The 25,511-nt window shown below is 66.4% G+C and carries 23 protein-coding genes; 13 read left to right on the forward strand and 10 right to left on the reverse strand.

Annotated elements, in window-relative coordinates; translation table 11 throughout:
* The first annotated feature begins 32 nt into the window (after positions 1–32).
* From VF716_RS01685 to pdeM, 5 genes are all read left to right on the forward strand, one after another.
* A complete protein-coding gene (locus tag VF716_RS01685) occupies positions 33–602 on the forward strand; it encodes a hypothetical protein (RefSeq protein WP_011913767.1) in 570 nt (189 codons plus the stop codon).
* Positions 603–743: 141 nt separating this feature from the next.
* A complete protein-coding gene (locus tag VF716_RS01690; RefSeq protein ID WP_017245704.1) occupies positions 744–1,760 on the forward strand; it encodes a ligase-associated DNA damage response exonuclease in 1,017 nt (338 codons plus the stop codon).
* 55 nt (positions 1,761–1,815) lie between these two features.
* On the forward strand, positions 1,816–3,522 hold the full coding sequence (locus VF716_RS01695) for an ATP-dependent DNA ligase (protein WP_017245705.1): 1,707 nt from the start codon (positions 1,816–1,818) through the stop codon (positions 3,520–3,522).
* Positions 3,519–6,140 carry a ligase-associated DNA damage response DEXH box helicase gene (locus VF716_RS01700; RefSeq protein ID WP_125850104.1) on the forward strand — a complete coding sequence of 874 codons (2,622 nt, stop codon included), beginning with the start codon at positions 3,519–3,521 and terminating at the stop codon, positions 6,138–6,140. The genes VF716_RS01695 and VF716_RS01700 overlap by 4 nt, the downstream gene beginning before the upstream one ends.
* Before the next feature lie 31 nt (positions 6,141–6,171).
* Positions 6,172–6,861 (forward strand): ligase-associated DNA damage response endonuclease PdeM, encoded by a 690-nt coding sequence (gene pdeM, locus VF716_RS01705; RefSeq protein ID WP_041755579.1) that lies wholly within the window; start codon positions 6,172–6,174, stop codon positions 6,859–6,861.
* Here pdeM and VF716_RS01710 read toward each other — a convergent pair.
* The gene (locus tag VF716_RS01710) at positions 6,839–7,072 is read right to left on the reverse strand and encodes a hypothetical protein (protein ID WP_011913772.1); all 234 of its coding nucleotides are present in this window, start codon (positions 7,070–7,072) and stop codon (positions 6,839–6,841) included. The two genes, pdeM and VF716_RS01710, sit on opposite strands and share 23 nt — an antisense overlap.
* Before the next feature lie 201 nt (positions 7,073–7,273).
* Between VF716_RS01710 and VF716_RS01715 the strand changes: the two genes are divergently transcribed.
* A complete protein-coding gene (locus tag VF716_RS01715; RefSeq protein ID WP_434757878.1) occupies positions 7,274–8,608 on the forward strand; it encodes an erythromycin esterase family protein in 1,335 nt (444 codons plus the stop codon).
* 61 nt (positions 8,609–8,669) lie between these two features.
* On the opposite strand, the gene VF716_RS01720 is transcribed toward VF716_RS01715, so the two are convergent.
* From VF716_RS01720 to VF716_RS01750, 7 genes are all read right to left on the reverse strand, one after another.
* Positions 8,670–8,831 (reverse strand): hypothetical protein, encoded by a 162-nt coding sequence (locus VF716_RS01720; protein ID WP_162470521.1) that lies wholly within the window; start codon positions 8,829–8,831, stop codon positions 8,670–8,672.
* A 108-nt stretch (positions 8,832–8,939) separates the two neighbouring features.
* On the reverse strand, positions 8,940–9,479 hold the full coding sequence (locus VF716_RS01725) for a DUF2058 domain-containing protein (RefSeq protein WP_011913774.1): 540 nt from the start codon (positions 9,477–9,479) through the stop codon (positions 8,940–8,942).
* Between the two features lie 114 nt (positions 9,480–9,593).
* The gene (gene mazG, locus VF716_RS01730; RefSeq protein WP_125850108.1) at positions 9,594–10,424 is read right to left on the reverse strand and encodes a nucleoside triphosphate pyrophosphohydrolase; all 831 of its coding nucleotides are present in this window, start codon (positions 10,422–10,424) and stop codon (positions 9,594–9,596) included.
* 167 nt (positions 10,425–10,591) lie between these two features.
* Positions 10,592–12,835, reverse strand: a complete 2,244-nt coding sequence (gene relA / locus VF716_RS01735; protein WP_011913776.1) for a GTP diphosphokinase — start codon at positions 12,833–12,835, stop codon at positions 10,592–10,594.
* A 105-nt stretch (positions 12,836–12,940) separates the two neighbouring features.
* Entirely contained in the window at positions 12,941–14,293 is a 1,353-nt protein-coding gene (gene rlmD / locus VF716_RS01740) for a 23S rRNA (uracil(1939)-C(5))-methyltransferase RlmD (RefSeq protein ID WP_020307142.1), read from the reverse strand.
* A 42-nt stretch (positions 14,294–14,335) separates the two neighbouring features.
* Positions 14,336–15,238 (reverse strand): cysteine synthase CysM, encoded by a 903-nt coding sequence (gene cysM / locus VF716_RS01745; RefSeq protein WP_041755916.1) that lies wholly within the window; start codon positions 15,236–15,238, stop codon positions 14,336–14,338.
* Between the two features lie 103 nt (positions 15,239–15,341).
* Entirely contained in the window at positions 15,342–16,235 is an 894-nt protein-coding gene (locus VF716_RS01750) for an HTH-type transcriptional regulator ArgP (protein WP_011913779.1), read from the reverse strand.
* Between the two features lie 137 nt (positions 16,236–16,372).
* On the opposite strand from VF716_RS01750, the gene VF716_RS01755 reads away from it, so the two are divergent.
* From VF716_RS01755 to VF716_RS01775, 5 genes are all read left to right on the forward strand, one after another.
* Complete coding sequence (locus VF716_RS01755; RefSeq protein ID WP_017246416.1) at positions 16,373–16,999, forward strand: trimeric intracellular cation channel family protein; 627 nt, start codon at positions 16,373–16,375, stop codon at positions 16,997–16,999.
* 96 nt (positions 17,000–17,095) lie between these two features.
* On the forward strand, positions 17,096–19,852 hold the full coding sequence (locus VF716_RS01760; RefSeq protein ID WP_185750591.1) for a response regulator: 2,757 nt from the start codon (positions 17,096–17,098) through the stop codon (positions 19,850–19,852).
* A gap of 66 nt (positions 19,853–19,918) precedes the next feature.
* A complete protein-coding gene (mnmC, locus tag VF716_RS01765; RefSeq protein ID WP_045157601.1) occupies positions 19,919–21,901 on the forward strand; it encodes a bifunctional tRNA (5-methylaminomethyl-2-thiouridine)(34)-methyltransferase MnmD/FAD-dependent 5-carboxymethylaminomethyl-2-thiouridine(34) oxidoreductase MnmC in 1,983 nt (660 codons plus the stop codon).
* Between the two features lie 103 nt (positions 21,902–22,004).
* Entirely contained in the window at positions 22,005–22,562 is a 558-nt protein-coding gene (locus VF716_RS01770) for a Tll0287-like domain-containing protein (protein ID WP_013983291.1), read from the forward strand.
* 168 nt (positions 22,563–22,730) lie between these two features.
* Positions 22,731–23,486 carry a sulfite exporter TauE/SafE family protein gene (locus tag VF716_RS01775; RefSeq protein WP_079329166.1) on the forward strand — a complete coding sequence of 252 codons (756 nt, stop codon included), beginning with the start codon at positions 22,731–22,733 and terminating at the stop codon, positions 23,484–23,486.
* 8 nt (positions 23,487–23,494) lie between these two features.
* Here the strand turns inward: VF716_RS01775 and VF716_RS01780 are convergent, their stop codons facing one another.
* A complete protein-coding gene (locus VF716_RS01780) occupies positions 23,495–23,725 on the reverse strand; it encodes a DUF1127 domain-containing protein (protein WP_013983293.1) in 231 nt (76 codons plus the stop codon).
* A gap of 97 nt (positions 23,726–23,822) precedes the next feature.
* Here VF716_RS01780 and VF716_RS01785 point away from each other — a divergent pair, with 97 nt between their 5' ends.
* On the forward strand, positions 23,823–24,677 hold the full coding sequence (locus tag VF716_RS01785; protein ID WP_108241980.1) for a LysR substrate-binding domain-containing protein: 855 nt from the start codon (positions 23,823–23,825) through the stop codon (positions 24,675–24,677).
* Positions 24,678–24,682: 5 nt separating this feature from the next.
* Here the strand turns inward: VF716_RS01785 and VF716_RS01790 are convergent, their stop codons facing one another.
* Positions 24,683–25,063, reverse strand: coding sequence for a hypothetical protein (locus tag VF716_RS01790; RefSeq protein ID WP_011913787.1), 381 nt, complete (start codon positions 25,061–25,063; stop codon positions 24,683–24,685).
* Between the two features lie 142 nt (positions 25,064–25,205).
* Between VF716_RS01790 and VF716_RS01795 the strand changes: the two genes are divergently transcribed.
* Complete coding sequence (locus VF716_RS01795; protein ID WP_011913788.1) at positions 25,206–25,502, forward strand: hypothetical protein; 297 nt, start codon at positions 25,206–25,208, stop codon at positions 25,500–25,502.
* Positions 25,503–25,511 lie beyond the last annotated feature (9 nt).

The following is a 25,511-nucleotide window of genomic DNA, read 5'->3' on the forward strand; positions in this document are numbered from 1 at the left end:
TCCCCACCCGCCAGCGCTACAAGGAGCAACCCATGAGCCTCTACGAGATTGCCTTTTCCGGCCAGCTGCTCCCCGGCGCGAAGCTCGAACAGGTCGAAGCCAACCTGACCAGGCTGTTCCAGGCCGATGCCCAGCGCATCGCGCTGCTGTTCTCCGGGCGCCGCATCGTGATCAAGCAGAACCTGGACTTCGCTGCGGTGGAAAAATACCGCCAGGCCATGGAGCGCGCCGGTGCCCAGGTCGAGGTCAAACCGATGCCGGTGGATGTCGAGGAAATCGAGCTGGCGCCGCCACCACCCGCCACGCCTGTCGCTACCCCTGCGAGCACCGCACCTGCAACGGCTCGGCCCGGCGAGACACCTGGCGCACTGAAGGTGACGCCGCGGGATGAATACATGGCCGCCTTCAGCGACGTCGAGGCGCCGGACTTCGGTATCGCACCGGTTGGCGTCGACCTGCAGGACGCCCGTCCCGAACCCGAGGCCCCGCGCGTGGACCTCTCGCAATTCAGCCTGGCTCCGGTGGGCAGCGACATGGGCGAGATGCCGCGCGCCGTCGACGGGCCCAAGCCGGACATATCGCACCTCAAGCTGGCGGACTGATCGCAGCCCACCGCAAGAAACAGCCGCCCGGCCATTTACAGCGACCGGTAGGGTGGGCTTCGGCCCACCTCGCGCTGATCGGGCGAACTCGCAGCGCTGCGCCATGCTCCAAACCTACAAGCCCGCAAAGCGCCTGTACTCATGGATCTTGTCGTTGCCCGCCCCGAAGGGCTGTATTGCCCGCCCGGTGATTTCTATATCGACCCCTGGCGGCCGGTCGATCGCGCCGTCATAACCCACGCCCATGGCGACCACGCACGCTGGGGGATGGGCCATTACCTGGCTTCCAGCGACAGCGAAGGCATCCTGCGTTCGCGCATCGCCGCGGATATGCCGCTGCAGACACTGGCCTATGGCGAATCCATCGAGCATCACGGCGTAAAGCTCAGCTTTCATCCCGCTGGTCATGTACTCGGCTCGGCCCAGGTGCGCCTGGAATACAAGGGCGAAGTCTGGGTCGCTTCGGGCGACTACAAGGTCGAGCCGGACGGCACCTGTGCGCCGTTCGAGCCGGTGCGCTGCCATACCTTCATCACCGAATCGACCTTCGGCCTGCCGATCTACAAGTGGCCGGCGCAAACCGAGGTCTTCCGCGAGATCAACGATTGGTGGCGCGCCAACGCCGCGGCCGGGCGCGCCAGCGTGCTGTTCTGCTATGCCTTCGGCAAGGCGCAGCGCATCCTGCACGGCCTGGATGAAAGCATCGGCACCATCGTCGTGCATGGCGCGGTAGAGCCGCTGAACAAGGTCTATCGCGAGGGCGGCATCCACCTGCCGCCGACGGTGTATGCCGGTGACCTGAAGAAGGGTGATCCGCGCCTGAAGCAGGCCATCATCCTCGCCCCGCCCTCGGCTGGCGGCAGCACCTGGATGCGCCGCTTCGGTGACTATGCCGACGCCTTCGCCAGCGGCTGGATGATGCTGCGCGGCACCCGCCGTCGGCGCGGCGTCGACCGCGGCTTCGTGCTTTCCGACCATGCCGACTGGCCAGGTCTGCTCTGGGCCATCGAGCAGACCGGCGCCGAACGGGTGATGGTCACCCACGGCTCCGTTGCGGTGCTGGTGCGCTACCTGCGCGAAATGCGCGGCCTCGATGCCCAGGCCTTCGCCACCGAATACGGCGAAGAGGACGATACCGCGACGGAGGGCACCGCATGATCGAAGGCCACGCCGCTTTCCCGTGGCGCGGCGACCGCCGAAGCGGAGGCGCCGCATGAAAGCCTTCGCCACGCTCTACAGTCGCCTGGACGCCACCACGTCGAGCAATGCCAAACTGGCCGCGATGCGCGACTATTTTCGCGATGCCGATCCGGCCGACGCTGCCTGGGCGGTCTACTTCCTGGCCGGCGGCCGCCCGCGTCAAGTGGTCCCGACCCGCGTCCTGCGCGAAACCGCCATGCAGGCGGCGGGCCTGCCCGAATGGCTGTTCGAGGAAAGCTACCAGGCGGTCGGCGACATGGCCGAGACCATCTCGCTGCTGATGCCCGAGGCCGAACACAGCTCCGAGGACGGGCTGGCCGTGTGGATGCAGGACCGACTGCTACCGCTGCGCGGCCTGCCGCCGGAGGAGCTGGCCGAACGCTTGCCGGCGCTCTGGGTACAGCTGGACCGGCTCAGCCTGATGGTCTGCATCAAGCTGATCACCGGCGCCTTTCGCGTCGGCGTGTCGAAGCTGCTGGTCACCCGCGCGCTGGCCTCGCTGGCCGACCTCGACCCCAAGCGTGTCGCGCAGCGCCTGGTCGGCTACACCGACCTGTCCCACCGACCCAGCGCCGAGGGCTATCGCGCGCTGATCGCCGAAGAATCCGAGCATGAGCATGCCCAGCGCGGTGGCCAGCCCTACCCGTTCTTTCTCGCTCATGCGCTGCAGGCCCCGGTGGACACGTTCGACACGCTGCTTGGCGCGCCGGACAACTGGTTCATCGAATGGAAGTGGGATGGCATCCGCGCCCAGCTGGTCAAGCGCGACGGGCAGATCTGGGTCTGGTCGCGCGGTGAGGAGCTGGTCAGCGAGCGTTTTCCCGAGCTGTGCGAACTGGCCCGCTGCCTGCCCGACGGCACGGTGATCGATGGCGAGATCCTGGTCTGGAAGCATGCCCCGGAGACCCTGGCCGGCGAGCTGTTCGACGCCGCCAGCACCGGCGAGCCCAGCGCCGATGGCTTCGGCGTGCAGCCCTTCGCCCTGCTGCAGCAGCGCATCGGCCGCAAGAACCTGACCGCCAAGGTCCTGCAGGATGCCCCGGTCGCCGTGCTCGCCTACGACCTGCTGGAATGGCAGGGCGACGACTGGCGGCAGCGCGAGCACCGCGAACGCCGCCAGCAGCTCGAGGCGGTCGTGGGCCAATGCCCGAGCCCGCAGCTGATGCTTTCACCACTGGTGAGCGGAGCGGATTGGCAGGACCTGGCCCGCCAGCGCGAAGCCTCCCGCCAGCTGGGCGTGGAAGGCATGATGATCAAGGCGCGCGCGGCCCAGTACGGCGTCGGCCGGACCAAGGACGTCGGCGTCTGGTGGAAGTGGAAGATCGACCCCTACTCCGTCGATGCGGTGCTGATCTATGCCCAGCGCGGTCATGGCCGCCGCGCCAGCCTCTACACCGACTACACCTTTGCCGTCTGGGACGGCGAGCCGGGCGACCCTGAGCGCAAGCTCGTGCCCTTCGCCAAGGCCTATTCCGGCCTCACCGACGAGGAAATGCGCAAGGTGGACGCCATCGTGCGCAAGACCACCGTGGAGAAGTTCGGCCCGGTGCGCAGCGTCACCCCGACCCTGGTGTTCGAACTCGGCTTCGAAGGCATTGCCGCCAGCAGCCGCCACAAGAGCGGCATCGCCGTGCGCTTCCCACGCATGCTGCGCTGGCGCCTCGACAAGCCGGTGGAGGAAGCCGATACGCTGGAGACGCTGAAGGAACTGCTGGGATGAAACCAAGGCGCCCGGCAGCCGCTCGGCCCTCATCCCATCCCTCTCCCAAGAGCCTCGCTGCCGGCTGGTTTGCCAGCCGTGCCTGGCAACCCTTCCCGTTCCAGCAGGAGGTCTGGCAAGCGATAGGCGATGGCGAATCGGGCCTGCTGCACGCCACCACCGGCTCCGGCAAGACCTACGCCGTCTGGCTCGGAGCCCTGAATCGCTTTGCGACCAAGGCACCCTCTCCCACCGCGACGGACAAGCCCGCGCCTTTGACGGTGCTCTGGATCACCCCGATGCGCGCCCTGGCCGCCGACACCGCCCGCGCCCTGCAGGCGCCGCTGGACGACCTCGGCATCGGCTGGAGCATCGGCCTGCGCACCGGCGATACCAGCGGTGCCGAGCGTGCGCGGCAAGGACGGCGTCTGCCCAGCGCGCTGGTCACCACGCCGGAAAGCCTGACCCTGCTGCTGACCCGCGCCGATGCGCGCCAGGCCTTCGCCGGTTTGCGCATGCTGGTGGTGGACGAATGGCACGAGCTCTTGGGCAACAAGCGCGGCGTGCAACTGCAACTGGCGCTGGCGCGCCTGCGCCAGTGGATGCCGGAGCTGATCGTCTGGGGCCTTTCCGCCACCCTCGGCAACCAGCCCCACGCGCTGGACGTGCTGCTGCACCCCGGCAGCGGCAGGCTGGTGCAGGGCAAGGTGGACAAGGACCTGCGCGTCGACACCCTGCTGCCGCCGAGCATCGAGCGCTTCCCCTGGGCCGGTCATCTCGGCCTGCGCATGCTGCCGCAGGTGGTTGAAGAGGTCGACTCCGCCGCGACCACCCTGGTGTTCACCAATACCCGTTCGCAGTCGGAAATCTGGTATCAGGCGCTGCTGGATGCGCGGCCGGACTGGGCCGGGTTGATCGCCCTGCACCACGGCTCGCTGGCACGCGAGGTGCGCGACTGGGTCGAACTGGGCCTCAAGCAGGGCGCGCTCAGGGCCGTGGTCTGCACCTCCAGCCTGGATCTGGGCGTGGACTTCCTGCCGGTCGAGCGGGTGTTGCAGATCGGCTCGCCCAAGGGCGTGGCGCGGCTGATGCAGCGCGCCGGCCGCTCCGGACACGCGCCGGGGCGAACCTCGCGGGTCACCCTGGTGCCCACCCACAGCGTAGAGGTAGTGGAAGCCGCCGCCGCCCAGGTGGCCATCGCCGAGCGTCGCATCGAGGCCCGCAGCGCACCGCATCGCCCGCTCGACGTGCTGGTGCAGCACCTGGTGAGCATGGCCCTGGGCGGCGGCTTCCGCCCGGATGAACTTTATGCCGAGGTGCGCCAGGCCTGGTCCTACCGGGAGCTGACCGACGAGCACTGGCAATGGGCGCTGGCCTTCGTCCGCCATGGCGGGCATTCGCTGACCGCCTACCCCGACTATCAGCGGGTCGAGCCGGACGAAACCGGCCTCTGGAAAGTACCCAGTCGCCGCGTGGCGCTGCGCCATCGCATGAGTATCGGCACCATCGTCAGCGACGCCAGCCTGACGGTGAAGTTCTGGGCCAAGGGCGGCAGCGGGCGTTCGCTGGGCAGCATCGAGGAAGGTTTCATCGCGCGCCTGCGCCCCGGCGACAACTTCCTCTTCGGCGGCCGCCTGCTGGAGCTGGTGCGGGTCGAGAACATGACCGCCTACGTCAGCCGCGCGACGGGCAAGAAGGCTGCCGTGCCGCGCTGGAACGGCGGTCGCATGCCGCTATCCAGCGAGCTGGCCGATGCTGTGGTCGAGCAGCTCGGGGCTGCCTCGCGCGAGCAGTTCACCACCCCCGAAATGCGCCTGGTCGAACCGCTGCTTCGCGTCCAGATGGACTGGTCGGCGCTGCCCACCAAGACCACCTTGCTGGCCGAGGTGATGAAGTCCCGCGAAGGCTGGCACCTGTTCCTCTACCCCTTCGCCGGGCGCCATGTGCACCTGGGTCTGGCCAGTCTGCTGGCCTGGCGCATGGGCCAGCGTCAACCGCTGACCTTCTCCATTGCGGTCAACGACTATGGCTTCGAACTGCTTTCGGCCACCGAGGTGGACTGGCTGCACTGGCTGACGCCGGAGCTTTTCAGCGAAAACGACCTGCTGCACGACGTGCTCGCCAGCCTCAATGCCAGTGAGCTGGCGCGCCGCCGTTTTCGCGAGATCGCGCGCATCGCCGGGCTGGTGTTCTCCGGCTACCCGGGTGCGCAGAAGAGCGCGCGTCAGCTGCAGGCTTCCAGTGGCCTGTTCTTCGATGTGTTCCGCCAGTACGATCCAGGCAATCTGCTGCTGACCCAGGCCGAGGAAGAGGTGCTGCGCCAGGAGCTGGAAGTCGAGCGCTTGCAGCAGACGTTGCAACGCCTGCAACAGCGCCGTCTGGACGTCCACCAGGTGCGGCGCGCGACCCCGCTGGCCTTTCCTCTGATGGTCGAGCGCTTTCGCGAAAGCATGACTTCGGAGAAGCTCGCCGACCGCATCCGCCGCATGGTGGCGGAGCTGGACAAGGCTGCTGGTCCCGGCGGCTACCAGCCCGAGCCACAATCGACGATCACCATCGAGCGCGACGCTCCGCGACCACGCAAGCCCCGCGCACGCAAGGACGGCACGCCGCGCACGAGGAAGGCCAAACCCGCCTGATGAACCGAACCACAGGACCAACCGACGGATCATGAACGCCTACCAGCCCATCGAACTGGCCGGCGCCACACTCTGGCTGCTGGCGGAAAAGGCGATCTACTGGCCCGCACAGCAGACCCTGTTTGTGGCCGACATCCATTTCGGCAAGGCCGCAGCCTATCGTCGCCTCGGCCAGCCTGTGCCCCATGGCACCACCGATGCCAACCTGCGCCAGCTGGACGGCCTGCTGGCCCGATACTGCTGCCGCCAGCTGATCTTTCTCGGCGACTTCCTCCACGCACCCGAATCCCATGCGCCGGCCACACTTGCGCGCCTGGCCGAATGGCGCTCGCGCCATCCCCAGCTGGCCATCACACTGGTGCGCGGCAACCACGACCTCCGTGCAGGAGACCCGCCGGCCCAGCTCGGCATCGACGTAGTGAACGAGCCACTGCTGCTCGGCCCGTACGCGCTGCAGCACGAACCGCAGCCGCACCCCAGCCACCACGTGCTGGCGGGCCACGTTCACCCTGCCTTCCCACTACAGGGTCGCGGGCGCCAGCGCCTGCGCCTGCCCTGCTTTTGCATCGGCGAACGACTCAGCCTGCTGCCAGCCTTCGGCAGCTTCACCGGCACGATGACGGTGGCAACCGAAGACAGCTGGCGAATCTATGTGGTGGGGGATGGAGAGGTGTGGCCGGTGGCGCACTCGGCGCCGGTCAGGCCTGGGATATACCGGTGATGGTGATGCCGTAGCGTTCGGCAAGGCGTGTGGCGGGAGTGTCCTCGAGATCGGGGTCGTGCTCGTGCTCGCTTTCCTGATCCGGATAGAGCTCTTCCGCCTTGCGCGTCACCAGTTCGACCGCATCGTCGATGTCCGGCTGGTGTTCGGAGTCGATCTTCAGCATCGAAGTGTTGCCGTCTTTGTTGTACGCAATGATCCAGGTCGTCATGGAATGCCCCTCGCCTTAAAGAAACCCGTGTGAACGTAATAACGCCCATTTTGGTTTTTGTAAGTTTTTAGACCCATCCGGCGTCGGCAGTTCGGTCCCTCACCTCAAAGTTAGCAGCTTTAATCGCAGGACGAGGAACAACCCTCCGGATGGCCAGTCATCCGTGGTGTCCTTGTACGACGAGAAGAATGAGTCCGACCCATGAGCGCCTCCCGTGCACATTCATCCGAGCCATCCGAGGATCAGCTGGTCGCCCTGCTGCGCCAGCATGCCGAGCCCCTGCCCGCCCTGGACGAGCCGCGCTTCGCCGACGCCTTCGAGCGCTACGCCGACGCGCGGGTCGTGCTGATCGGTGAGGCCAGCCACGGCACTTCCGAGTTCTATCGGGCCCGCGCCGCAATCACCCGGCGGCTGATCGAACAGCACGGGTTTTCCATCGTCGCGGTCGAGGCGGACTGGCCCGATGCCGCGCGCATCGACTGTCATTGTCGGCAGCGCGAGCCCGTCGCCTGGGCCGAAAATGCCTTCAAGCGCTTCCCGAGCTGGATGTGGCGCAATCGCGAGGTCGACGGTTTCGTGCACTGGCTGCGTGAGCACAATGCCGCGCTGACCGCCGAGCAACGCGTCGAGTTTCGCGGCCTGGACGTCTACAGCCTCGGCAGCTCAATGCGCGAAGTGCTGGATTATCTGGATCGCACCGATCCGGCGGCCGCCGCCGCTGCCCGGCGGCGCTATGGTTGCCTGAGCCCCTGGCAGGAAGATCCGGCCGACTACGGCCGCAACGTCATGCTCGGCCAGCCTTCCTGCGAAAACGCCGTCATTGAACAGCTGCAGGCTCTGCTCACCCAGCGCCTGGCGTACATCGACCAGGACGGCGAGCGCTTCTTCAATGCCGAACGCAACGCGCGGGTGGTGCTTGCCGCGGAGCACTACTATCGGGCGATGTACCGCGGCTCGACGGAGTCCTGGAATCTGCGCGACCGGCACATGTTCGATACGCTGCGTGCCCTGCTCGATCATCGCGGCGCGGATGCCAAGGCAGTGGTCTGGGCGCACAACTCGCACATCGGCAATGCCGCGGGGACCTCGATGGGCTGGGGGGGCGAATTCAATATCGGCGAACTCTGCCGCACGGCTTTCGGCCGCGACGCGGTGCTGATCGGCATGGCGACCGACCGCGGCGAGGTCGCCGCGGCGGACAACTGGGACGAGCCGATGCGGCGCAAGCAGGTCATCCCGTCGCGGCCCGACAGTTGGGAGCAGCTGTTCCTGCGGGCCGGCGTGCCGGCATCACTGACCGATTGGCGGGATGATCGGGGCAAGCTGCGCGAGGCGCTCAGCCATCCACGACTGGAGCGTGCGATCGGCGTCATCTACCGGCCTCTGACGGAGCGGCAGAGTCATTACTTTCGCGCCATCCTGGCCGAGCAGTTCGACGCGCTGATCTGGCTGGAGCAGACGCAGGCGGTGACGCCCATCGGCCCGCAGGACATCGACGCGAGCGTCGTGCCGGATACCTACCCGTTCGGGGAGTAAGCCTGCGTCGCGGCACCGGAGCGCTGCGACGCAGTCATGCATGAAGAGACTAACAGCCGGCTTATGCCACCGGCGCAGGTGGTGGTTGATCCGGCACGGTGGGCTCACCAGGCTCAGATGGCTGGGTCGGCACTCCCGGCTCCTCCGGATCGCCCGGCACGCCGGCGGCGCGCCAGTACTGGCTGTCAGCATTGGGGGTATAACGAAGCGATTGAGCGGGCATGATGTCCTCCACTGCATGCACCCGCGGCAGCGGGCAGGTCTGTAGTAGAGGGCCGGGCGAGGCGTTTCTATCCCACCTTCCGTCGGAGGCCACGCCCACCCGCGGCGCTTACCACATCAGGTCGTCGGGAACCTGATAGGCGGCGTATGGATCGTCGGCATCCGGTTCTTCGGTGCGGATGTTGAGCTGCACCACGCGCTGCGGGTCACGCTCCTGGATCTTCAGCGCCGCTTCGCGCGGAATGACCTCGTAGCCGCCGCCGTGCCGCACGATCGCCAGCGAGCCACTGGCCAGCTTTTCACGCATCAGCTTGTTGACCGAAAGGCGCTTGACCTTCTTGTCGTCGACGAAATTGTAGTAGTCCTCAGTGGTCAGCTTCGGCAGGCGGCTGGTCTCGATCAGCTGTTTGATCTGCGCGGCGCGGGCCTTCTGCTCCGCCTTCTCCTGCTGCTGACGGTTGAGTTCCTGGTCGCGGGCGAGCTTCTCGGCCTGGGCCTGCAACGCGGCCTGGCGCTGGGAGTCGTCCTTCTCGACCTGCCCCTTTTTCTCCAGGCGCTGCTGCTTCTGCTTCTGCTTGACGGCCTGCTTGGCCTGCTTTTCGTTGACCAGCCCGGCTTTGAGCAGCTGGTCACGGAGGGAAAGACTCATGTTTCGGCTCGTCTTTTGGGTGAATTCAAATGGGCGCGGTGGCTGCGAATCCTCGCGGCGCCGAGCGGCATTGTGGTGGATGCGCAAGACGACATCCACCTCTGCGCGCCGTCTTCAGCCGCAGGACGGCGACCGCTCGGCCTTCTTGGCTTCGCCCCAGAGGGCGTCCAGCTCTTCGAGGTCGCAATTCTCGATGGGTCGTCCCGCGTCCCGCAAGGCCTGTTCGATGAAGCGGAAGCGCCGCTCGAACTTGCCGTTGGCCGCACGCAGGGCGTTTTCCGGATCGACCTTGAGATGGCGCGCCAGGTTGACCACCACGAACAGCAGGTCGCCCAGTTCTTTGGCGATGGCCTGCGGATCGTTTTCGCTCATCGCCTCCAGCACTTCGTCCAGTTCTTCGCGCACCTTGTCCACCACCGGCAGCGCCTCGGGCCAGTCGAAGCCCACCTGGGCGGCGCGCTTCTGCAGCTTCGCCGCGCGACTGAGCGCCGGCAATGCGCTGGGAACGTCATCGAGAAGAGACAGCTGCTCGGGCGCGGCGGCTTTCTCGGCGCGCTCCTCGGCCTTGATCTCCTCCCAGCGCCGCTTGATCGCCGCCTCATCGAGCCGCGGAAGTTCCGGCGAGCCGTACAGGTCACCATCCGGAAAGACATGCGGGTGTCGGCGCACCAGCTTGCGGGTAATGGCATCGACCACCGTGGCGAAGTCGAAGCGCCCCTCCTCCCGGGCCAATTGGCTGTAGTAGACGACCTGGAACAGCAGATCGCCCAGCTCGCCGGGGAGATGCTCGAAGTCGCCACTTTCGATGGCATCGGCCACCTCGTAGGCCTCCTCCAGCGTGTGCGGGACGATACTCGCGTAGTCCTGTTGCAGATCCCAGGGGCACCCGTGCTGCGGATCGCGCAGCCGGGCCATCAGGTGCAGCAGGTCGGGGAGTTGGTACATGGGATTCCTCAAGGAGACTTGGCTATCGACGGTCGCTCAGCGCCGGGCGTCGCGAGCGAAGAGCCGGCTAGGCGAACGCCTGCCGAAAAGCGGAGTTGGCTATTGCCAATGCGCACTTTTCGGTAGGCCTTCAACTACGCCGGATCGAGCGCAGCCGTTCGGAAAGATCAGGAAGCGCGCTGACGCTTGGCCTCGATGATATTCGGCAGCTGCGAAATACGGCTGAGCAGACGCCCCAGGGCATTCAACCCCGGGATCTCGATGGTCAGCGTCATCTGTGCGGTGCTGTCTTCCTTGTTCGAACGGGTGTTCATCGACAGCACGTTGATGCGTTCGTTGAGCAGCATCTGCGAGATATCACGCAGCAGACCGGCACGGTCGTACGCGCGGATCATGATCTCGACCGGATAGGTCTTCTCCGGCACCGGGCCCCAGCTGACCTGGATGATCCGCTCCGGCTCGCGACCGGCCAGCTGCAGCACCGACGGGCAGTCTTGGCGGTGGATGCTGACACCGCGGCCCTGAGTGATGTAGCCGACGATCGGGTCGCCCGGCAGCGGCTGGCAGCAGCCAGCCATCTGCGTCAGCAGGTTGCCGACGCCCTGGATCTGCACATCGCCACGCTTGCCGGGCTTGTGTGGCGCGGAACGCCGCGGGATCAGCTCTAGCTGATCGTAACCGCGCTCCGGCTCGACCAGCTGCTGGGCCATGTTGACCAGATGCGCCAGGCGCAGGTCGCCGGCACCAAGGGCGGCGAACATGTCCTCGGCGTTCTTCAGGTTGGCCTTTTCGGCCAGCTTGTCGAAATCCACCGGCGGCAGGTCCAGGCGGCTCAGCTCGCGTTCCAGCAGCGCCTTGCCGGCGGCGACGTTCTGGTCGCGCGCCTGCAGCTTGAACCAGTGAACGATCTTTGCCCGCGAACGTGACGTGGTGATGTAACCCAGGTTGGGGTTCAGCCAGTCGCGGCTCGGCGAGCCGTGCTTGCTGGTGATGATCTCCACCTGCTCACCGGTCTGCAGGCTGTAGTTGAGCGGCACGATGCGGCCGTTGACCTTCGCCCCGCGGCAGTTGTGGCCGATCTCGGTGTGTACTCGGTAGGCGAAATCCAGCGGTGTTGCGCCCTTGGGCAAGTCGATGGCATGGCCATCCGGAGTGAACACATAGACGCGATCAGGCTCGATGTCGACGCGCAACTGGTCGGCCAGGCCGCCGATGTCGCCCAGCTCTTCGTGCCATTCGAGTACCTGACGCAGCCAGGCGATCTTTTCCTCGTAGTGGTCCGAACCGGAATTGACGTCGGTGCCCTTGTAGCGCCAGTGCGCGCAGACCCCCAGTTCGGCCTCCTCGTGCATGGCGTGGGTGCGGATCTGCACCTCCAGCACCTTGCCCTCGGGGCCGATCACCGCGGTATGCAGCGAGCGATAGCCATTCTCCTTGGGGTTGGCGATGTAATCGTCGAATTCCTTGGGAATGTGCCGCCACAGGGTGTGCACGATACCCAGCGCGGTGTAGCAGTCACGCACTTCCGGAACCAGCACGCGAACGGCGCGAACGTCGTAGATCTGGCTGAACTGCAGGCCCTTCTTCTGCATTTTTCGCCAGATGGAATAGATGTGCTTGGCGCGTCCGTCGATTTCCGGCTGGATGCCGGCCGCGGTCAGTTCGTCCTTGAGCTGCTGAACGACATTGGTGATGTACTGCTCGCGATCGAGCCGACGCTCGTGCAGCAGCTGGGCGATCTGCTTGTACTGTTCCGGCTCGAGGTAGCGGAAGGACAGATCCTCCAGCTCCCACTTGATGTGGCCGATGCCCAGGCGGTGGGCCAGCGGTGCGTAGATGTCGAAGACCTCGCGGGCGACACGCTGGCGCTTCTCGTCGTCGGCCAGCTTCACCGCGCGGATGGCGCAGGTGCGCTCGGCCAGCTTGATCAGCGCGACGCGGACGTCGTCGACCATGGCCACCAGCATCTTGCGCAGGTTTTCCACCTGCGCCTGGGACCCGAGCACCAGCGATTCGCGCGGGTTGAGGCTGGCGCTGATCGCCGCCATGCGCAGCACACCTTCGATGAGCTTGGCCACCACCGGCCCGAAGCGCTGGTGCACATCGGCCAGCTGAATCTTGCCCTCACGCACGCCGCGGTAGATGACCGCAGCGACCAGGCTGTCCTGATCCAGTTTGAGGTCAGCGAGGATCTCGGCGATCTCCAGGCCGATCTGATAGCTGGAGGTGCCTTCGCTCCAGAGGTTCTGCGCGGCATTGGCCTGCTGTTCCGCTTCGCGGGCGAACTCGCAGGCCTCCTTCAGCGCCGCACGGTCGAGTGCCGGGTCCATCCCCAACACATGATCGAGCCAGCCATCCAGGTTGATGCTGCCGTCCGTATTGATCGGCTGAACCGCTCTGACCTGTACCATCTACCTTCCCTTCTGCGCAGCATCTGCGCCATGAACGCCGGCATTCTGCGTGCCGGTCGGTTGAACCACAGGCCAGTCGCCTGTCAAAAAATACTGCACCGAGCGTCAATCCCGCTCGAACAACGCCATGGCCTCGGCGTGGGCCGTCTGCGGGAACATGTCCAGCAGCCCGGCACGCTTGAGGCGGAAGCCCTGGCTGGCCAACTCGCGCGCATCGCGCGCCAGGGTGGCCGGATTGCATGAAACATAGACCACGCGGCGCGCCTGGAGCTGCGTCATCTGCCGGACGATCTCCAGCGCACCGTCACGGGGCGGATCAAGTAGCACAGCATCGAACCCGCTGCGCGCCCAGGGTGCGTCGGCAAGCGGCTTCGACAAGTCCGCCCGATAAAAGTGCACCTGTTCGAGGCCGTTGCGCTGCGCGTTGTCCTGCGCCCGCGCCACCATCGCCTCGACACCTTCCACCCCCACCACCTGCGCGCCCTGACGCGCCAGCGGCAGGCTGAAATTGCCCAGCCCGCAGAACAGGTCCAGCACCCGCTCCCCCGCGCTGGCGCCCAACCAGCTCAGCGCCTGGGCGACCATCGCCTCATTCACCGGTGCATTGACCTGAACGAAATCCCCCGGCCGCCAGGCCAGCTCCAGGTCCCAGGCCTCAAGGCGGTAGCCCAGCGCCTGCCCGGGCACATCGGCTTGCGGCTCGCCCTCGCCCTGCAACCAGAGCTGTGCCTGATGGGCGCGGGCAAAGGCCCGCAGGCGCACCAGGTCGATCTCCGGCAGCGGCGCGGTATGGCGGATCAACACGGCCTCGGCGGTGCCACTGAACAGCTCCACATGGCCGATGGCCTGCTGCTTTGTCAGCCCGTGCAAGGCCTCGAGCAACCCCGGCAGCAGCGTCTGCAAGGGCTGTACCAGAACCGGGCACTGGTCGATGGCGACGATGTCCTGGCTGGCCGTGGCACGAAAGCCCACCTCCAGGCGCTTGTCCCTGGTGTGCCAGCGCACCGCCAGCCGGGCTCGACGTCGATAGCCGAAAGCCGGACCGGTCAACGGCTCGGCCCAGCGTTCCGGCTCGAGCTCGGCCAGGCGAGCGAGCTGCTCGCCCAGGGTGCGTTGCTTGAGTGCCAGCTGATCGTCGATGGCGGCATGCTGCAGGGTGCAGCCGCCACAACGGCGAGCGAAGGGGCATGGCTCGTGCTGGCGCACCGCACTGGGTTCGAACACCCGCTCACAGCGGGCATCGACGATCTGGCTGCGCGCGTTCAACACGCGCGCTTCGACGGTTTCACCAGGCAATGCGCCTTCGACGAACCAGGTGCGCCCCTCGACGAAGGCGATGCCACGGCCGTCATGGGCAAGCCGCTCGATGCTCAGCCGTTGCTTCTTGCCAACCGGCACCTGGGGCTTGCGCTCGCCGCCGCTGGGTTGAAAGCGCAGAGCGCCGCTACGTTTGGCCATCAGCGGCCCCCTGCGTTATGGGAATGCCGGCCAGCAAGCCGTTCAATTGGGTGCGTCATAAACGCCGGTCGACAGATAGCGGTCACCGCGATCGCAGATGATCGCCACGATCACCGCGTTCTCCACCTCCTGCGACAGACGCAGAGCCGCGGCCACCGCGCCGCCGGAGGACACACCGCAGAAGATGCCTTCCTCGCGCGCCAGGCGGCGCATGGTCTGCTCGGCCTCGTCCTGGGACATGTCGACGACGCGATCGACCCGCTCGGCCTGATAGATCTTCGGCAGGTATTCCTGCGGCCAACGGCGGATGCCGGGGATCGCCGCGCCTTCCATCGGCTGCAGGCCCACGATCTGCACCGCCGGGTTCTGCTCCTTGAGGTAGCGGGACACGCCCATGATGGTGCCGGTGGTGCCCATCGAGCTGACGAAATGGGTGATACCGCCAGCGGTCTGCTGCCAGATCTCCGGGCCGGTGCTGCTGTAGTGGGCTTCCGGGTTGTCGCCGTTGGCGAACTGATCGAGCACCTTGCCGCGTCCCTCGGCCTGCATCTGCAGCGCCAGGTCGCGGGCGCCTTCCATGCCCTGCTCCTTTGTCACTAGGATCAGCTCGGCGCCATAGGCGGTCATCGCCGCCTTGCGCTCGGCGCTGGAGTTGTCCGGCATGATCAGGATCATCCGATAGCCCTTGATCGCGGCCGCCATGGCGAGGGCGATACCGGTGTTGCCGGAGGTCGCCTCGATCAGCGTATCGCCCGGCTGGATATCACCGCGCAGCTCCGCGCGGTTGATCATCGACAGTGCCGGGCGGTCCTTGACCGAGCCGGCCGGGTTGTTGCCCTCGAGCTTGACCAGGATGGTGTTGCTGGTCTTACCCGGCATCCGCTGCAGGCGAACCAGCGGGGTGTTGCCGATGCAGTCGGCAATGGTCGGATAGTGTGTAGTCATGGCGTCGCACAGCATCTGAGAAGGTTGACATGATACCGGCAACACTCGACGACGGGCAGACGTATCGGCCACGCGGCGTCGCGCCCGCAACAGACGAACCCGCTCAGGGTCGCGCCAGGATCTTCGGCGCCGCCTCGATGATCTGCCGTGACAGGTGTTCCATTCGCGGCGATTGCACCTTCCAGGTATGCCAGTAGAGCGCGATCTCCAGCGGTTCGTCGGCAGCCAGATCGACCACCTCGCCAGCGCGTAGCGCCTCATGCAGCAACAGTTCGGGAACCATGCCGTAGCCCAGGCCGTAGCGGATCGCGCTGAAGTGGGGCTCGGCACCCGGTACGTAATGACAGGGATAGGCACCTTCGGGCAGGCCGAAGCGACGCAGCAGGAACGACGACTGCAGGGTGTCCTTGCGCGTGTAGGCCACCACCGGCGCCTTGCGCGCGGCGTTGCGGGTCAGCCCGTTGGCGAAGTGCTTCTGGCGAAACTCGCTGGAGGCCACCAGGCGGTAGCGCATGCTGCCCAGCGGGCTGGCGCTGCAGCCGCGCATCGGTTTGGGCTCGGTGCTGATGCAGCCGATCGCCAGGCCGGTCTCCAGCAGGCTGTATGTGTGATCCTGGTCCTCCACCGTCAGGTCCAGCAGCACCCGCTCGCGGATCAGCACCTCGGCGAGGGCCGGGAAGAACCAGGTACCCAGGCTGTCGGCATTGAGCGCCGCGACCACCACCAGCGGGGCATCGCTGCGTTCGGCCAGATCGGCCAGCAGGTCGGCTTCCAGCAACGAGGCACGTTTGAGGTACTGCAGCAGACGCTGCCCAGTTTCGGTGGGCCGACATGGCCGGCTGCGCACCACCAGCGCGCTGCCGAGCGCGCTCTCCAGCGCGCGAACCCGCTGCGAGATGGCCGGCGGGGTCAGGTGCAGACGCTGCGCTGCCTGCTCGAAGCTGCCGGTACGGATGACGCTGCGAAACGCCTCGGTCTGCTTTGGGTCGAGATTCATGCCGTCCGCCAGATAAGAAAATGTTTGTATGGCCTAAAAATACTTAGCCACGTCAAATAACGCCATGCTTGCCCCATAATCGCGCACATCGAGCTGCCCCGCCCCAACCGCGGGCAGCGTAGCCTCGGAGAGTCGTCGTGGAACTGCTGCACACCATCTACCTGATCGCCATCACGGCTGAAGCCATGTCCGGAGCCATCATGGGCATGCGCCGCGGCATGGACCTGTTCGGCATCTGCCTGCTCGGCACGGTGACGGCACTGGGTGGCGGGACGGCCCGCGACGTACTGCTCGGCCACTACCCGGTCGGCTGGATCGCACACCCGGAGTACCTCACCTTCACCATCGGCGCGGCGATCGTCACCGGCTTCATCGCGCGCCACCTGCATCACCTGCGCATGGTCTTCCTGCTGGTGGACGGTCTGGGCCTGGTGGCATTCACCGTGATCGGCTGCGATATCGCCATGGGCATGGGGGCGCATCCGTCCATCGTAGTACTGGCCGGCGTGATCACCGGCATCTTCGGCGGCCTGATGCGCGACGTGCTCTGCAACCAGGTGCCGATGGTGCTGCAACGCGAGCTGTATGCCACCGTGGCGCTGTTCACCGGGGTGTTCTATGTCGGCATGCTCTGGCTGGAGATCAACACCACCCTGGCCACCCTCGCCGCGCTGGGCAGTGGCTTCCTGTTCCGCGTGCTGGCGATGACGTTCAGCTGGAAGCTGCCGGACTTCAACGGCAAGGACATCCGCGGCCTTGAATGATCGAAGGTGCGGCGACCGGGCTTGATCGCACCAGCAGATTCGCCACGTCCGAGCCGCTACACTAGCGCGCTCGCAATCCCGGATCGGTGAATGGATGTGCTGAAAGACCTAGGAATTCGTGGCCGCGTGCTGATGCTCACGCTGCTGCCCAGCACCCTGCTGGCAGTGGTGCTCGGCGCCTACTTCACCTGGATGCAATTGTCGGAAATGCGTCACCAGCTCGACGAGCGTGGCCAACTGATTGCCGAGCAGCTCGCGCCGCTGGCCGCCCCGGCGATGAACCTGGGCTACGACAAACGCCTGCAGCGCATCCTGACCCAGGTGCTGGACCAGGCCGACGTTCGCGCAGTGACCATCCTCGACCCCGAGCGCGTACAGCGGGTGCATGCCGGGCCGCGCATGCTGACCCCGCCACCACCGGGCGATCCGGAAGGGCTGACCCGCGTCAGCAGCATGGACCATACGCGCATCCTGATGCCGGTGCTCAGCCGTCACCTCAATCTCGCCGACGAAGCCCGCGGGCCGGAAGAAAAGCTCATCGGCTGGCTGGAGCTGGAACTGTCACACCACAACACCCTGCTGCGCGGCTATCGCAGCCTGCTGACCAGCCTGTTCCTGGTCGGCGCGGGGCTGATCATCACTGCGCTGCTCGCGCTGCGCATGAGCCGCGCCATCAGCCTGCCGCTGCAGCGCGTCAAGGCCGCGGTCGCCCAACTCAAGGACGGCCATCTGGAAACCCGCCTGCCGCCGTTGGGCAGCCATGAAATGGATGAGCTGGCGTCCGGCATCAACCGCATGGCCGAGGCGCTGCTCAGCGCCCGCGAAGAACTGCAGCAGAGCATCGACCAGGCCACCGAGGACGTGCAGCAGAATCTCGAAACCATCGAGATCCAGAACATCGAGCTGGACCTGGCACGCAAGGAGGCGCTGGAGGCCAGCCGTATCAAGTCCGAGTTCCTGGCCAACATGAGCCACGAGATTCGCACCCCACTCAATGGCATCCTCGGCTTCACCCAGCTGCTGCAGAAGAGCGACCTGACGCCGCGTCAGCAGGACTACCTGGGCACCATCGAGAAATCCGCCGACAGCCTGCTCGGGATCATCAACGAGATTCTCGACTTCTCCAAGATCGAGGCCGGCAAGCTGGTGCTGGATACCATTCCGTTCAACCTGCGCGACCTGATCGAGGACACCCTGACCATCCTCGCACCGGCGGCACATACCAAGCAGCTGGAGCTGGTCAGCCTGGTCTATCGCGACACGCCGCTGTCGCTGGTCGGCGACCCGCTGCGCCTCAAGCAGGTGCTGACCAACCTGATCAGCAACGCCATCAAGTTCACCAACGAAGGCACCATCGCCGTGCGCGCCATGGTCGAGGACGACAATGGCGAGCGCGCCCAGCTGCGCATCAGCGTGCAGGACACCGGCATCGGCCTGACCGATCAGGACCTGCGCGCGCTGTTCCAGGCCTTCAGCCAGGCGGACAACTCCATGTCGCGCCAGCCCGGCGGCACCGGCCTCGGCCTGGTCATCTCCAAGCGGCTGATCGAGCAGATGGGTGGCGAGATCGGTGTCGACAGCATCCCGGACGAGGGCTCCGAATTCTGGATCAGCCTCAGCCTGCCCAAGGCCCGCGATGATGCCGAAGACCTGCCCCACCCCGCCCTCCAGGGACGCCGTATCGCCCTGCTGGAGCAGCACCCACTGGCTCGTCAGGCCCTGCAGCACCAGCTGCACAGCCTAGGCCTCGAGGTGCAGACCTTCGACACGCTCGACCAGATGCAGAGCACCATCAGCGCACGCCGCCAGAGCAGTGAACTGATCGATCTGGCCGTGCTTGGTGTTACCAACCGCGAGATCGAGCCACAGGCGCTCAGCCGCCGACTGGCGGAGATCGAGGCGCTCGGCTGCAAATGCGTGGTGCTCTGCCCGACTACCGAACAGGCCAGCTATCACGATTCGCTGCCCGAAGCGCACAGCTACACCCAGCTGCAGGGCAAGCCGGCCTGCACACGCAAGCTGCAGCGCGTGCTGGTGGAGCTGGTGCGGCCCAACCAGGCCTACGCCGAGCCCGCCGCTGCCGCGCCCAGCCGCGCCGCCCAGGTGCTCTGCGTCGACGACAATCCGGCCAACCTCCTGCTGGTCAAGACTCTGCTCGGCGACATGGGTGCCGACGTGGTGGCGGTGGACAACGGCCCTGCCGCGCTGGAGGCGGTCAAGCAACACAGCTTCGATCTGGTATTGATGGACGTGCAGATGCCGGGCATGGACGGTCGCCAGACCACCGAAGCCATTCGCCAATGGGAGCAGGCCAGCAGCAGCACGCCGCTGCCGATCGTCGCGTTGACCGCCCATGCCCTGGCCAACGAGAAGCGCTCGCTGCTGCAGAGCGGCCTCGACGACTACCTGACCAAGCCCATCAGCGATCGCCAGCTGGCGCAGGTCGTGCTCAAGTGGACCGGCCTGGCCCTGCGCAGTCAGCCGCAGCGCATCGCCGAGGCATCGCCAACAGCGGAGCAGAGCCTCAAGGTGCTCGATCAAGAGGAAGGTCTGCGCCTGGCCGCGGGCAAGGCAGACCTCGCAGACGACATGCTCGGCATGCTGCTGCAGTCGCTGGAAGGCGATCGCCGCACGATCCGCGAGGCGCGACTGGCCGGTGACCGCCAGGCTCTGATCGAGCGCGTGCACCGCCTGCATGGCGCGACGCGCTATTGCGGGGTCCCGCAGCTGCGCAACGCCTGTCAGCAGAGCGAAACGTTGCTCAAGCAGAACCATCCGGACAGCGAGGCGGCGCTGGATGAACTCGACGCTGCCATCGGCCGGCTGGAGCAGGAAATCCACGCCAACGGCTGACCGACCGGGCCGGGCATTGCCCGGCCCTACTCCTTTCGCGCCGCCCCTGACCGATCAGGAACCATGATGAACGATCACCCCGCCCAAGACGCCTTCCAGCACGCCGAGCTCGACTGGGACGAGAACGGCCTGCCGCAGTCCCGCCACTATGGCGATGTGTATTTCTCCCGCGCCAGCGGGCTGGCCGAGACCGAGCACGTATTCCTGGCGCAGAACGATCTGCCCCGCCGCTTCGCCGCCATGCAGCCCGACGAGTGTCTGGTCATCGGTGAAACCGGCTTCGGCACAGGGCTGAATTTCCTCTGCGCCTGGCAACTGTTCGAACGCAGCGCCAGTGCCCGGGCGCGGCTGCATTTCGTAAGCGTCGAAAAGCACCCGCTAACCTTCGCCGACATGCAGCGCGCGCTGGCGCTGTGGCCGGAGCTGCAGGCCCAGGCCGACCAACTGCTCGAACAATACGTCGCGCTCAATCCGGGCTATCAGCGCCTGGTCTTCGCTGGCGGGCGAGTGGTGCTGACCCTGCTGATCGGCGACGTGCTGGAATGTCTGCCCAGCCTGGACGCACGCATCGATGCATGGTTTCTCGACGGCTTCGCGCCGGCGAAGAATCCGCAGATGTGGCAACCGGCACTGTTCAGCGAAATGGCCCGGCTATCCGCACCGGGCGCCACTCTGGGCACCTTTACCAGCGCCGGTTTCGTGCGTCGCGGTCTGATCGAGGCTGGCTTCGACATGCAGCGTGTGCCGGGATACGGCCACAAGCGCGAAATCCTGCGCGGCCGCCTGCAATCGAGCACTGCGCAGGTGGCAGACAAGCCCTGGTTCGCCCGGCCACGCCGTACCGTCCGCGACCGCCGTGCCGTGGTGATCGGCGCCGGCCTGGCCGGTTGCGCCACGGCTGCCGCGCTGGCCGCCCGTGGCTGGCGGGTCAGCGTTCTGGAGCGCCATGCCGACGCCGCGCAGGAGGGCTCCGGCAATCCGCAGGGGGTGCTCTACCTCAAGCTGTCGGCTCACGGCACCGCGCTGTCGAAGCTGGTGGTCGGTGGCTTCAGCTATACCCGCCGACTGCTCGGCCACCTGCAGCAGGGCCAGGACTGGCAAGCCTGTGGTGTGCTGCAGCTGATCTACGACGACAAGGAACGCCAACGCCAGGCTGAGCTGGCGGAGGCTTTTCCGCCCTCACTGGTTCATCCGCTCGAACGCGACGCCGCCGAAGCACTGGCCGGCGTGGCCCTGACCGAAGGTGGCTTGTTCTATCCCGATGCCGGCTGGGCCCATCCACCCGCGCTGTGCCGCTGGCTGCTGCAGCGACCGGGTATCGAGCTGCTGCGGCATCGGGAGGCCCTCGATCTGCGCCGCCACGGCGAGGCCTGGCAGGTGCTCGGCGGCGAGGGCGTGCTGGCCGAGGCGCCGGTCGTGGTGCTCGCTGGCGCAGCCGATGCGGCGCGCTTCGAGCAGAGCGCCTGGCTACCGCTCAAACGCATCCGCGGGCAGATTTCTGCCCTCCCCGCCACGGCCCGCAGCGGCCAGTTGCGCACCGTGCTGTGCGCCAAGGGCTACGTTGCACCGCCACGAGACGGCACCCATACCCTGGGCGCGAGCTTCAATTTCCAGCAGACCGACGACGCCCCCAGTGTCGCCGAGCACCAGGCGAACCTGGAGATGCTCGAACAGATCTCGACTGACCTCTACCAACGCCTGCAGGCCGATCCGCAGCGCACCGAAGCCCTGCAGGGCCGCGTCGCGTTCCGGTGCACCAGCCCGGACTACCTGCCGCTGATCGGGCCGCTGGCCGACCCGCAGCGCTTCGCCGAAACCTACGCGGCGCTGGCCAGGAACGCGCGGCAGTCCGTGGAGGCCGTCTGCCCCTGGCTGGACGGCCTCTATGTGAACACCGCCCACGGCTCGCGCGGCATGATCAGCGCGCCGCTCTCCGGCGAGCTGCTTGCAGCCTGGCTGGATGACGAGCCGCTACCATTGCCACGGGAAGTGGCAGAAGCCTGCCATCCCAACCGCTTCCTGCTACGCAAGCTGATTCGCGGCACCTGAACGAGCAGACAGCGCAAGCCGTCACCCTGCCGGTGACGGCTTGCATCGAGGCGCGCGCCGAAAGATACTCCCCCCACTATACAAAGCAACCGGCGTAGGTCCCATGAAAACCCTGTCTCTGCTCGCTCTCGGCTTGTTTTCCCTCGGCACCCAAGCGGCCCCTGCGGCCGATCCGGAGCAACTGCGCGTCGAGGCCGTCGGCCTGATCGCCCCGTTCCAGCAACAGCTGCTCGGCACCGTCAAACAGGCGATGGCCGATGGCGGCCCGGCGCAGGCGGTCGAAGCCTGTCAGTCCCTGGCGCCGAGCATTGCCGCCCAGCACAGCCAGGCGCCCTGGACCGTCGGCCGCACCGCCCTCAAACTGCGCAATCCGGACAACGCGCCGGATGCCTGGGAGCGTCGTGTGCTGGAGCAGTTCGCCCAGCGCGCCGCTGCCGGTGAGCCTGTTCAACAGCTCAGCCATGGCGAAGTAGTTGCCGGCGAATATCGCTACATGCAGGCAATCGGTACCGCCGAGGCCTGCCTGGGTTGCCATGGCGAGAACATCAAACCGGAACTGCTGCAGCTGCTCGACAAGCACTACCCGCAGGACCAGGCGCGCGGCTTCCGCGAAGGCGATCTGCGTGGCGCATTCACCCTGAGCCGTGCCCTGGCGCCCTGATAGGCTTTACACTCCGCGGGCGGTCGCGCACCGCCACGGCCCGTCATCCTCGTAGGGAACGCTCATCAAAGCGGACGTACCAACGATGGAGACGAGCGCTCACGATGGAGTATTCATGCAGCCAGATACCACCCTCCGCATTGCTTCCCTTTCGGCCGCTTGCGCCTGATGGATGTACTGCTGCTCGAAGCGCTGGGCATCGGCCTGATTCTCGGGCTGCTGCTCGGCCTGACCGGTGCCGGCGGCTCTCTGGTCGCGCTGCCGCTGCTGCTAAGCCTGCACCTGCCGCTGCGCGATGCCATCGGCGTCAGCCTCGGCGCAGTGGCGATGTCTGCGCTCATCGGCGCCATTCCGCGGGCGCGGCTGGGCCAGGTGGCCTGGCGCCCGGTGGTGTTGCTGGCGTTCTGCGGCCTGCCCGGCAATGCCGCCGGCCAATGGCTGGGCCAGTTCATTCCCGAGCGCGCACTGATCATCGGCTTTTGCCTCTTGGTGCTCTGGTCGGCCTGGCGGATGTGGCGCGGTGCCAGCCTGCCGGCCAAGGAGAGCGCCGAGGACCGCTACCCGGCACTGCTCGGCATAGGCCTGGGTGTCGGTCTGTTGTCGGGCCTGATGGGTGTCGGGGGCGGCTTCCTCATCGTCCCGGCACTGCTCTGGTTCACCTCGTTGTCGCTGCTCAGCGCGATGGCGACATCCATGGCCGTGATCGCTGTCGTCAGCGGCGGCGGCTTTCTGCTCTACCTGACCGATGCCGAGCCGCCGCTGGCATTGCTGGGAGGGCTGGCCCTGGGTGGCGCGTTCGGCGTGCTGTCCGGCAATCGCCTCGCGCAGTACCTCAACAGCAGCCTCCTTCAGCGCCTGTTCGCACTGATGTTGGTGCTCGTCAGCCTGTCGTTGGGGATACAGAAGCTGCTGCTGGGCCATTGAGTTCGGCCCTAGCGCGGTTCATCCCAGAACGGCCGGCTGGCCTCCCACTCGATGTCGGCACGACTGCGGCCGATGTCCTTGAGCATCTCGTCGCTCAGACTGGCCAGCTGCCGCCGCTGCCGTGCCAGCTCGTGCCAGCGCCGCAGCTTCAACCAGCCCTGCTTCAGCAACGCAGGTCCGGCAATCCGAGCGGCTTCGGGTAGATGAAGCCTGTGCGAAACGATCTTCTGCATATTCATCACAGCGCCCTCCTGTTTGGATTGGCGCCAGTCTCGCGCGGCGATTACGATCAATCCAACGAATGTTACTGATGCCTGGCATCTTGAGGATTGATGAATGGCGAGCTACCCGAACATCGATACCGAACTGCTGCGCAGCTTCGTCGCCATTGCCGATCACGGCGGCTTTACGCGGGCCGCAGCTGCGGTCAACCGCACCCAGTCGGCGATCAGCATGCAGATGAAGCGCCTGGAAGAAGATGTGCTCGAACGACCGCTGTTCGAACGCAGCGGCCGCCAGGTCAGATTGACTGCCGAGGGGCAGATCCTGCTGGGCTATGCCCGGCGCATTCTCAAGCTGCATGGCGAGGTCATGACCACGCTGCGTCAGCCGCACATGGTCGGCGCGGTCCGGATCGGCACGCCGGACGACTATGTGATGCGCTTTCTGCCGGGCATCCTGGCCCGCTTCGCCCAGGCCTACCCACTGGTCCAGGTGGAGGTGCACTGCGAGCCATCGAGCCAGCTGCTGCAGCGCCGCGATCTGGACCTGAGCATCATCACTCGTGAGCCGGGTACGGAGATCGGCCAGCTGCTGCGTCAGGAATATGTGGTGTGGGCGGCTGCTCCGGGCTTCAACCTGGACGACCAGCGTTCATTGCCGCTGGCCACTTTCAATACCGACTGCTTCTGCCGCGCCTGGGTGTGCAACGCGCTGGACGCCCGCGAGATCGATTACCGGATCGCCTATAGCAGCCCCAGCCTCGCGGCCATCATGGCCATCGTCGGCGCCGGGCTGGCGCTCACCGCCCAGCTGCAAAGCCTGATTCCGGCGGACCTGCGCATTCTGGGCGAGGCGGATGGGCTGCCGGCGCTACCGCAAACGAGCATCGTGCTGCTGCGCAACCCGCAGCAGCGTTCGCCGGTCAGCGAGACCCTCGCCGAGTACATCGTCGAGGGTTTCCGTCTGTAGCGGGCTCAGGGCCGCGTAGCGGCCAGCTCGTCGAACACCTCCGGTACCAGAGCGGCCTCGCCCTTGTCGGCCAGCCGTTGGCGGGCTCCTGCGGTCTGCGGGTCGTCGAGCATCCCCAGCAGCCGCTCTCCGCGCTCGGTCAGCACGAAGTTCTCGCCATTGCCGCCCTGCTCTTCCGGGCGCGCCACGATGAAGCCGCCTTCGAACAACAGGCTTTCGTAGTCGGCGGCCTCGGCACGTAGGCTGTCCAGATTCGGCATCGGTTTGCCCTCGCTTTCCAGCTGTGCGGCATGCTCTTCGGCGTAGCGACGTGGTTTGAAGGTGTCGTTGGCGCTGGCCTGGACTTCGTGCAGCAGGCGCTGGATCAGATCCCAGTTGTAGCTCATGGCCTTTCCTCCCGTGACAGGTATCCGCTCTCGAACGAGGCGTCTAAGCATTCCGACCCTTCCCGGCGGCAGGCGGTTCGCCGCTGAACTAAAGCGGCTGCGCTGCGATCCACCGTTCAGACCGTTTGAGGAGGATCGAGCCATGAAATTGCTGACGATGACCCTGACCGCAGCCTTGCTGGCCAGCCCGGCCGTGCACGCGGCCTGCACAACCGACGAGGTGAACGCCAAGGCGGACGAACTGGCCAAGCGCGTCAACCAGCTGACCGAGAGCAATCCGGAGCGGGCCAAGGAAATCAACGAGGAAATCCGTCAGATGGACGCCAAGCGCAGCGCCGATCAGCTCGGCGACGAGTGCGAGGCTTATGACAAACGTCTGCAGCAGATCGAGCAAGCGGAGCGCGAAGCCGACATCCCGCCGGCCGACACGCAACGCTAGGTGAATCAG

It is taken from the genome of Stutzerimonas sp. Brlt_14 (assembly GCF_051948915.1).
Lineage (GTDB): Bacteria > Pseudomonadota > Gammaproteobacteria > Pseudomonadales > Pseudomonadaceae > Stutzerimonas > Stutzerimonas stutzeri.

What these genes read in the sequence shown, in the direction of transcription:
- VF716_RS01685 (WP_011913767.1), top strand. Translation starts at nt 33, where the DNA reads ATGAGCCTCTACGAGATTGCCTTTTCCGGCCAGCTGCTCCCCGGCGCG.
- VF716_RS01690 (WP_017245704.1), top strand. Translation starts at nt 744, where the DNA reads ATGGATCTTGTCGTTGCCCGCCCCGAAGGGCTGTATTGCCCGCCCGGT.
- VF716_RS01695 (WP_017245705.1), top strand. Translation starts at nt 1,816, where the DNA reads ATGAAAGCCTTCGCCACGCTCTACAGTCGCCTGGACGCCACCACGTCG.
- VF716_RS01700 (WP_125850104.1), top strand. Translation starts at nt 3,519, where the DNA reads ATGAAACCAAGGCGCCCGGCAGCCGCTCGGCCCTCATCCCATCCCTCT.
- pdeM (WP_041755579.1), top strand. Translation starts at nt 6,172, where the DNA reads ATGAACGCCTACCAGCCCATCGAACTGGCCGGCGCCACACTCTGGCTG.
- VF716_RS01710 (WP_011913772.1), bottom strand. Translation starts at nt 7,072, where the DNA reads ATGACGACCTGGATCATTGCGTACAACAAAGACGGCAACACTTCGATG.
- VF716_RS01715 (WP_434757878.1), top strand. Translation starts at nt 7,274, where the DNA reads ATGAGCGCCTCCCGTGCACATTCATCCGAGCCATCCGAGGATCAGCTG.
- VF716_RS01720 (WP_162470521.1), bottom strand. Translation starts at nt 8,831, where the DNA reads ATGCCCGCTCAATCGCTTCGTTATACCCCCAATGCTGACAGCCAGTAC.
- VF716_RS01725 (WP_011913774.1), bottom strand. Translation starts at nt 9,479, where the DNA reads ATGAGTCTTTCCCTCCGTGACCAGCTGCTCAAAGCCGGGCTGGTCAAC.
- mazG (WP_125850108.1), bottom strand. Translation starts at nt 10,424, where the DNA reads ATGTACCAACTCCCCGACCTGCTGCACCTGATGGCCCGGCTGCGCGAT.
- relA (WP_011913776.1), bottom strand. Translation starts at nt 12,835, where the DNA reads ATGGTACAGGTCAGAGCGGTTCAGCCGATCAATACGGACGGCAGCATC.
- rlmD (WP_020307142.1), bottom strand. Translation starts at nt 14,293, where the DNA reads ATGGCCAAACGTAGCGGCGCTCTGCGCTTTCAACCCAGCGGCGGCGAG.
- cysM (WP_041755916.1), bottom strand. Translation starts at nt 15,238, where the DNA reads ATGACTACACACTATCCGACCATTGCCGACTGCATCGGCAACACCCCG.
- VF716_RS01750 (WP_011913779.1), bottom strand. Translation starts at nt 16,235, where the DNA reads ATGAATCTCGACCCAAAGCAGACCGAGGCGTTTCGCAGCGTCATCCGT.
- mnmC (WP_045157601.1), top strand. Translation starts at nt 19,919, where the DNA reads ATGAACGATCACCCCGCCCAAGACGCCTTCCAGCACGCCGAGCTCGAC.
- VF716_RS01770 (WP_013983291.1), top strand. Translation starts at nt 22,005, where the DNA reads ATGAAAACCCTGTCTCTGCTCGCTCTCGGCTTGTTTTCCCTCGGCACC.
- VF716_RS01775 (WP_079329166.1), top strand. Translation starts at nt 22,731, where the DNA reads ATGGATGTACTGCTGCTCGAAGCGCTGGGCATCGGCCTGATTCTCGGG.
- VF716_RS01780 (WP_013983293.1), bottom strand. Translation starts at nt 23,725, where the DNA reads ATGAATATGCAGAAGATCGTTTCGCACAGGCTTCATCTACCCGAAGCC.
- VF716_RS01785 (WP_108241980.1), top strand. Translation starts at nt 23,823, where the DNA reads ATGGCGAGCTACCCGAACATCGATACCGAACTGCTGCGCAGCTTCGTC.
- VF716_RS01790 (WP_011913787.1), bottom strand. Translation starts at nt 25,063, where the DNA reads ATGAGCTACAACTGGGATCTGATCCAGCGCCTGCTGCACGAAGTCCAG.
- VF716_RS01795 (WP_011913788.1), top strand. Translation starts at nt 25,206, where the DNA reads ATGAAATTGCTGACGATGACCCTGACCGCAGCCTTGCTGGCCAGCCCG.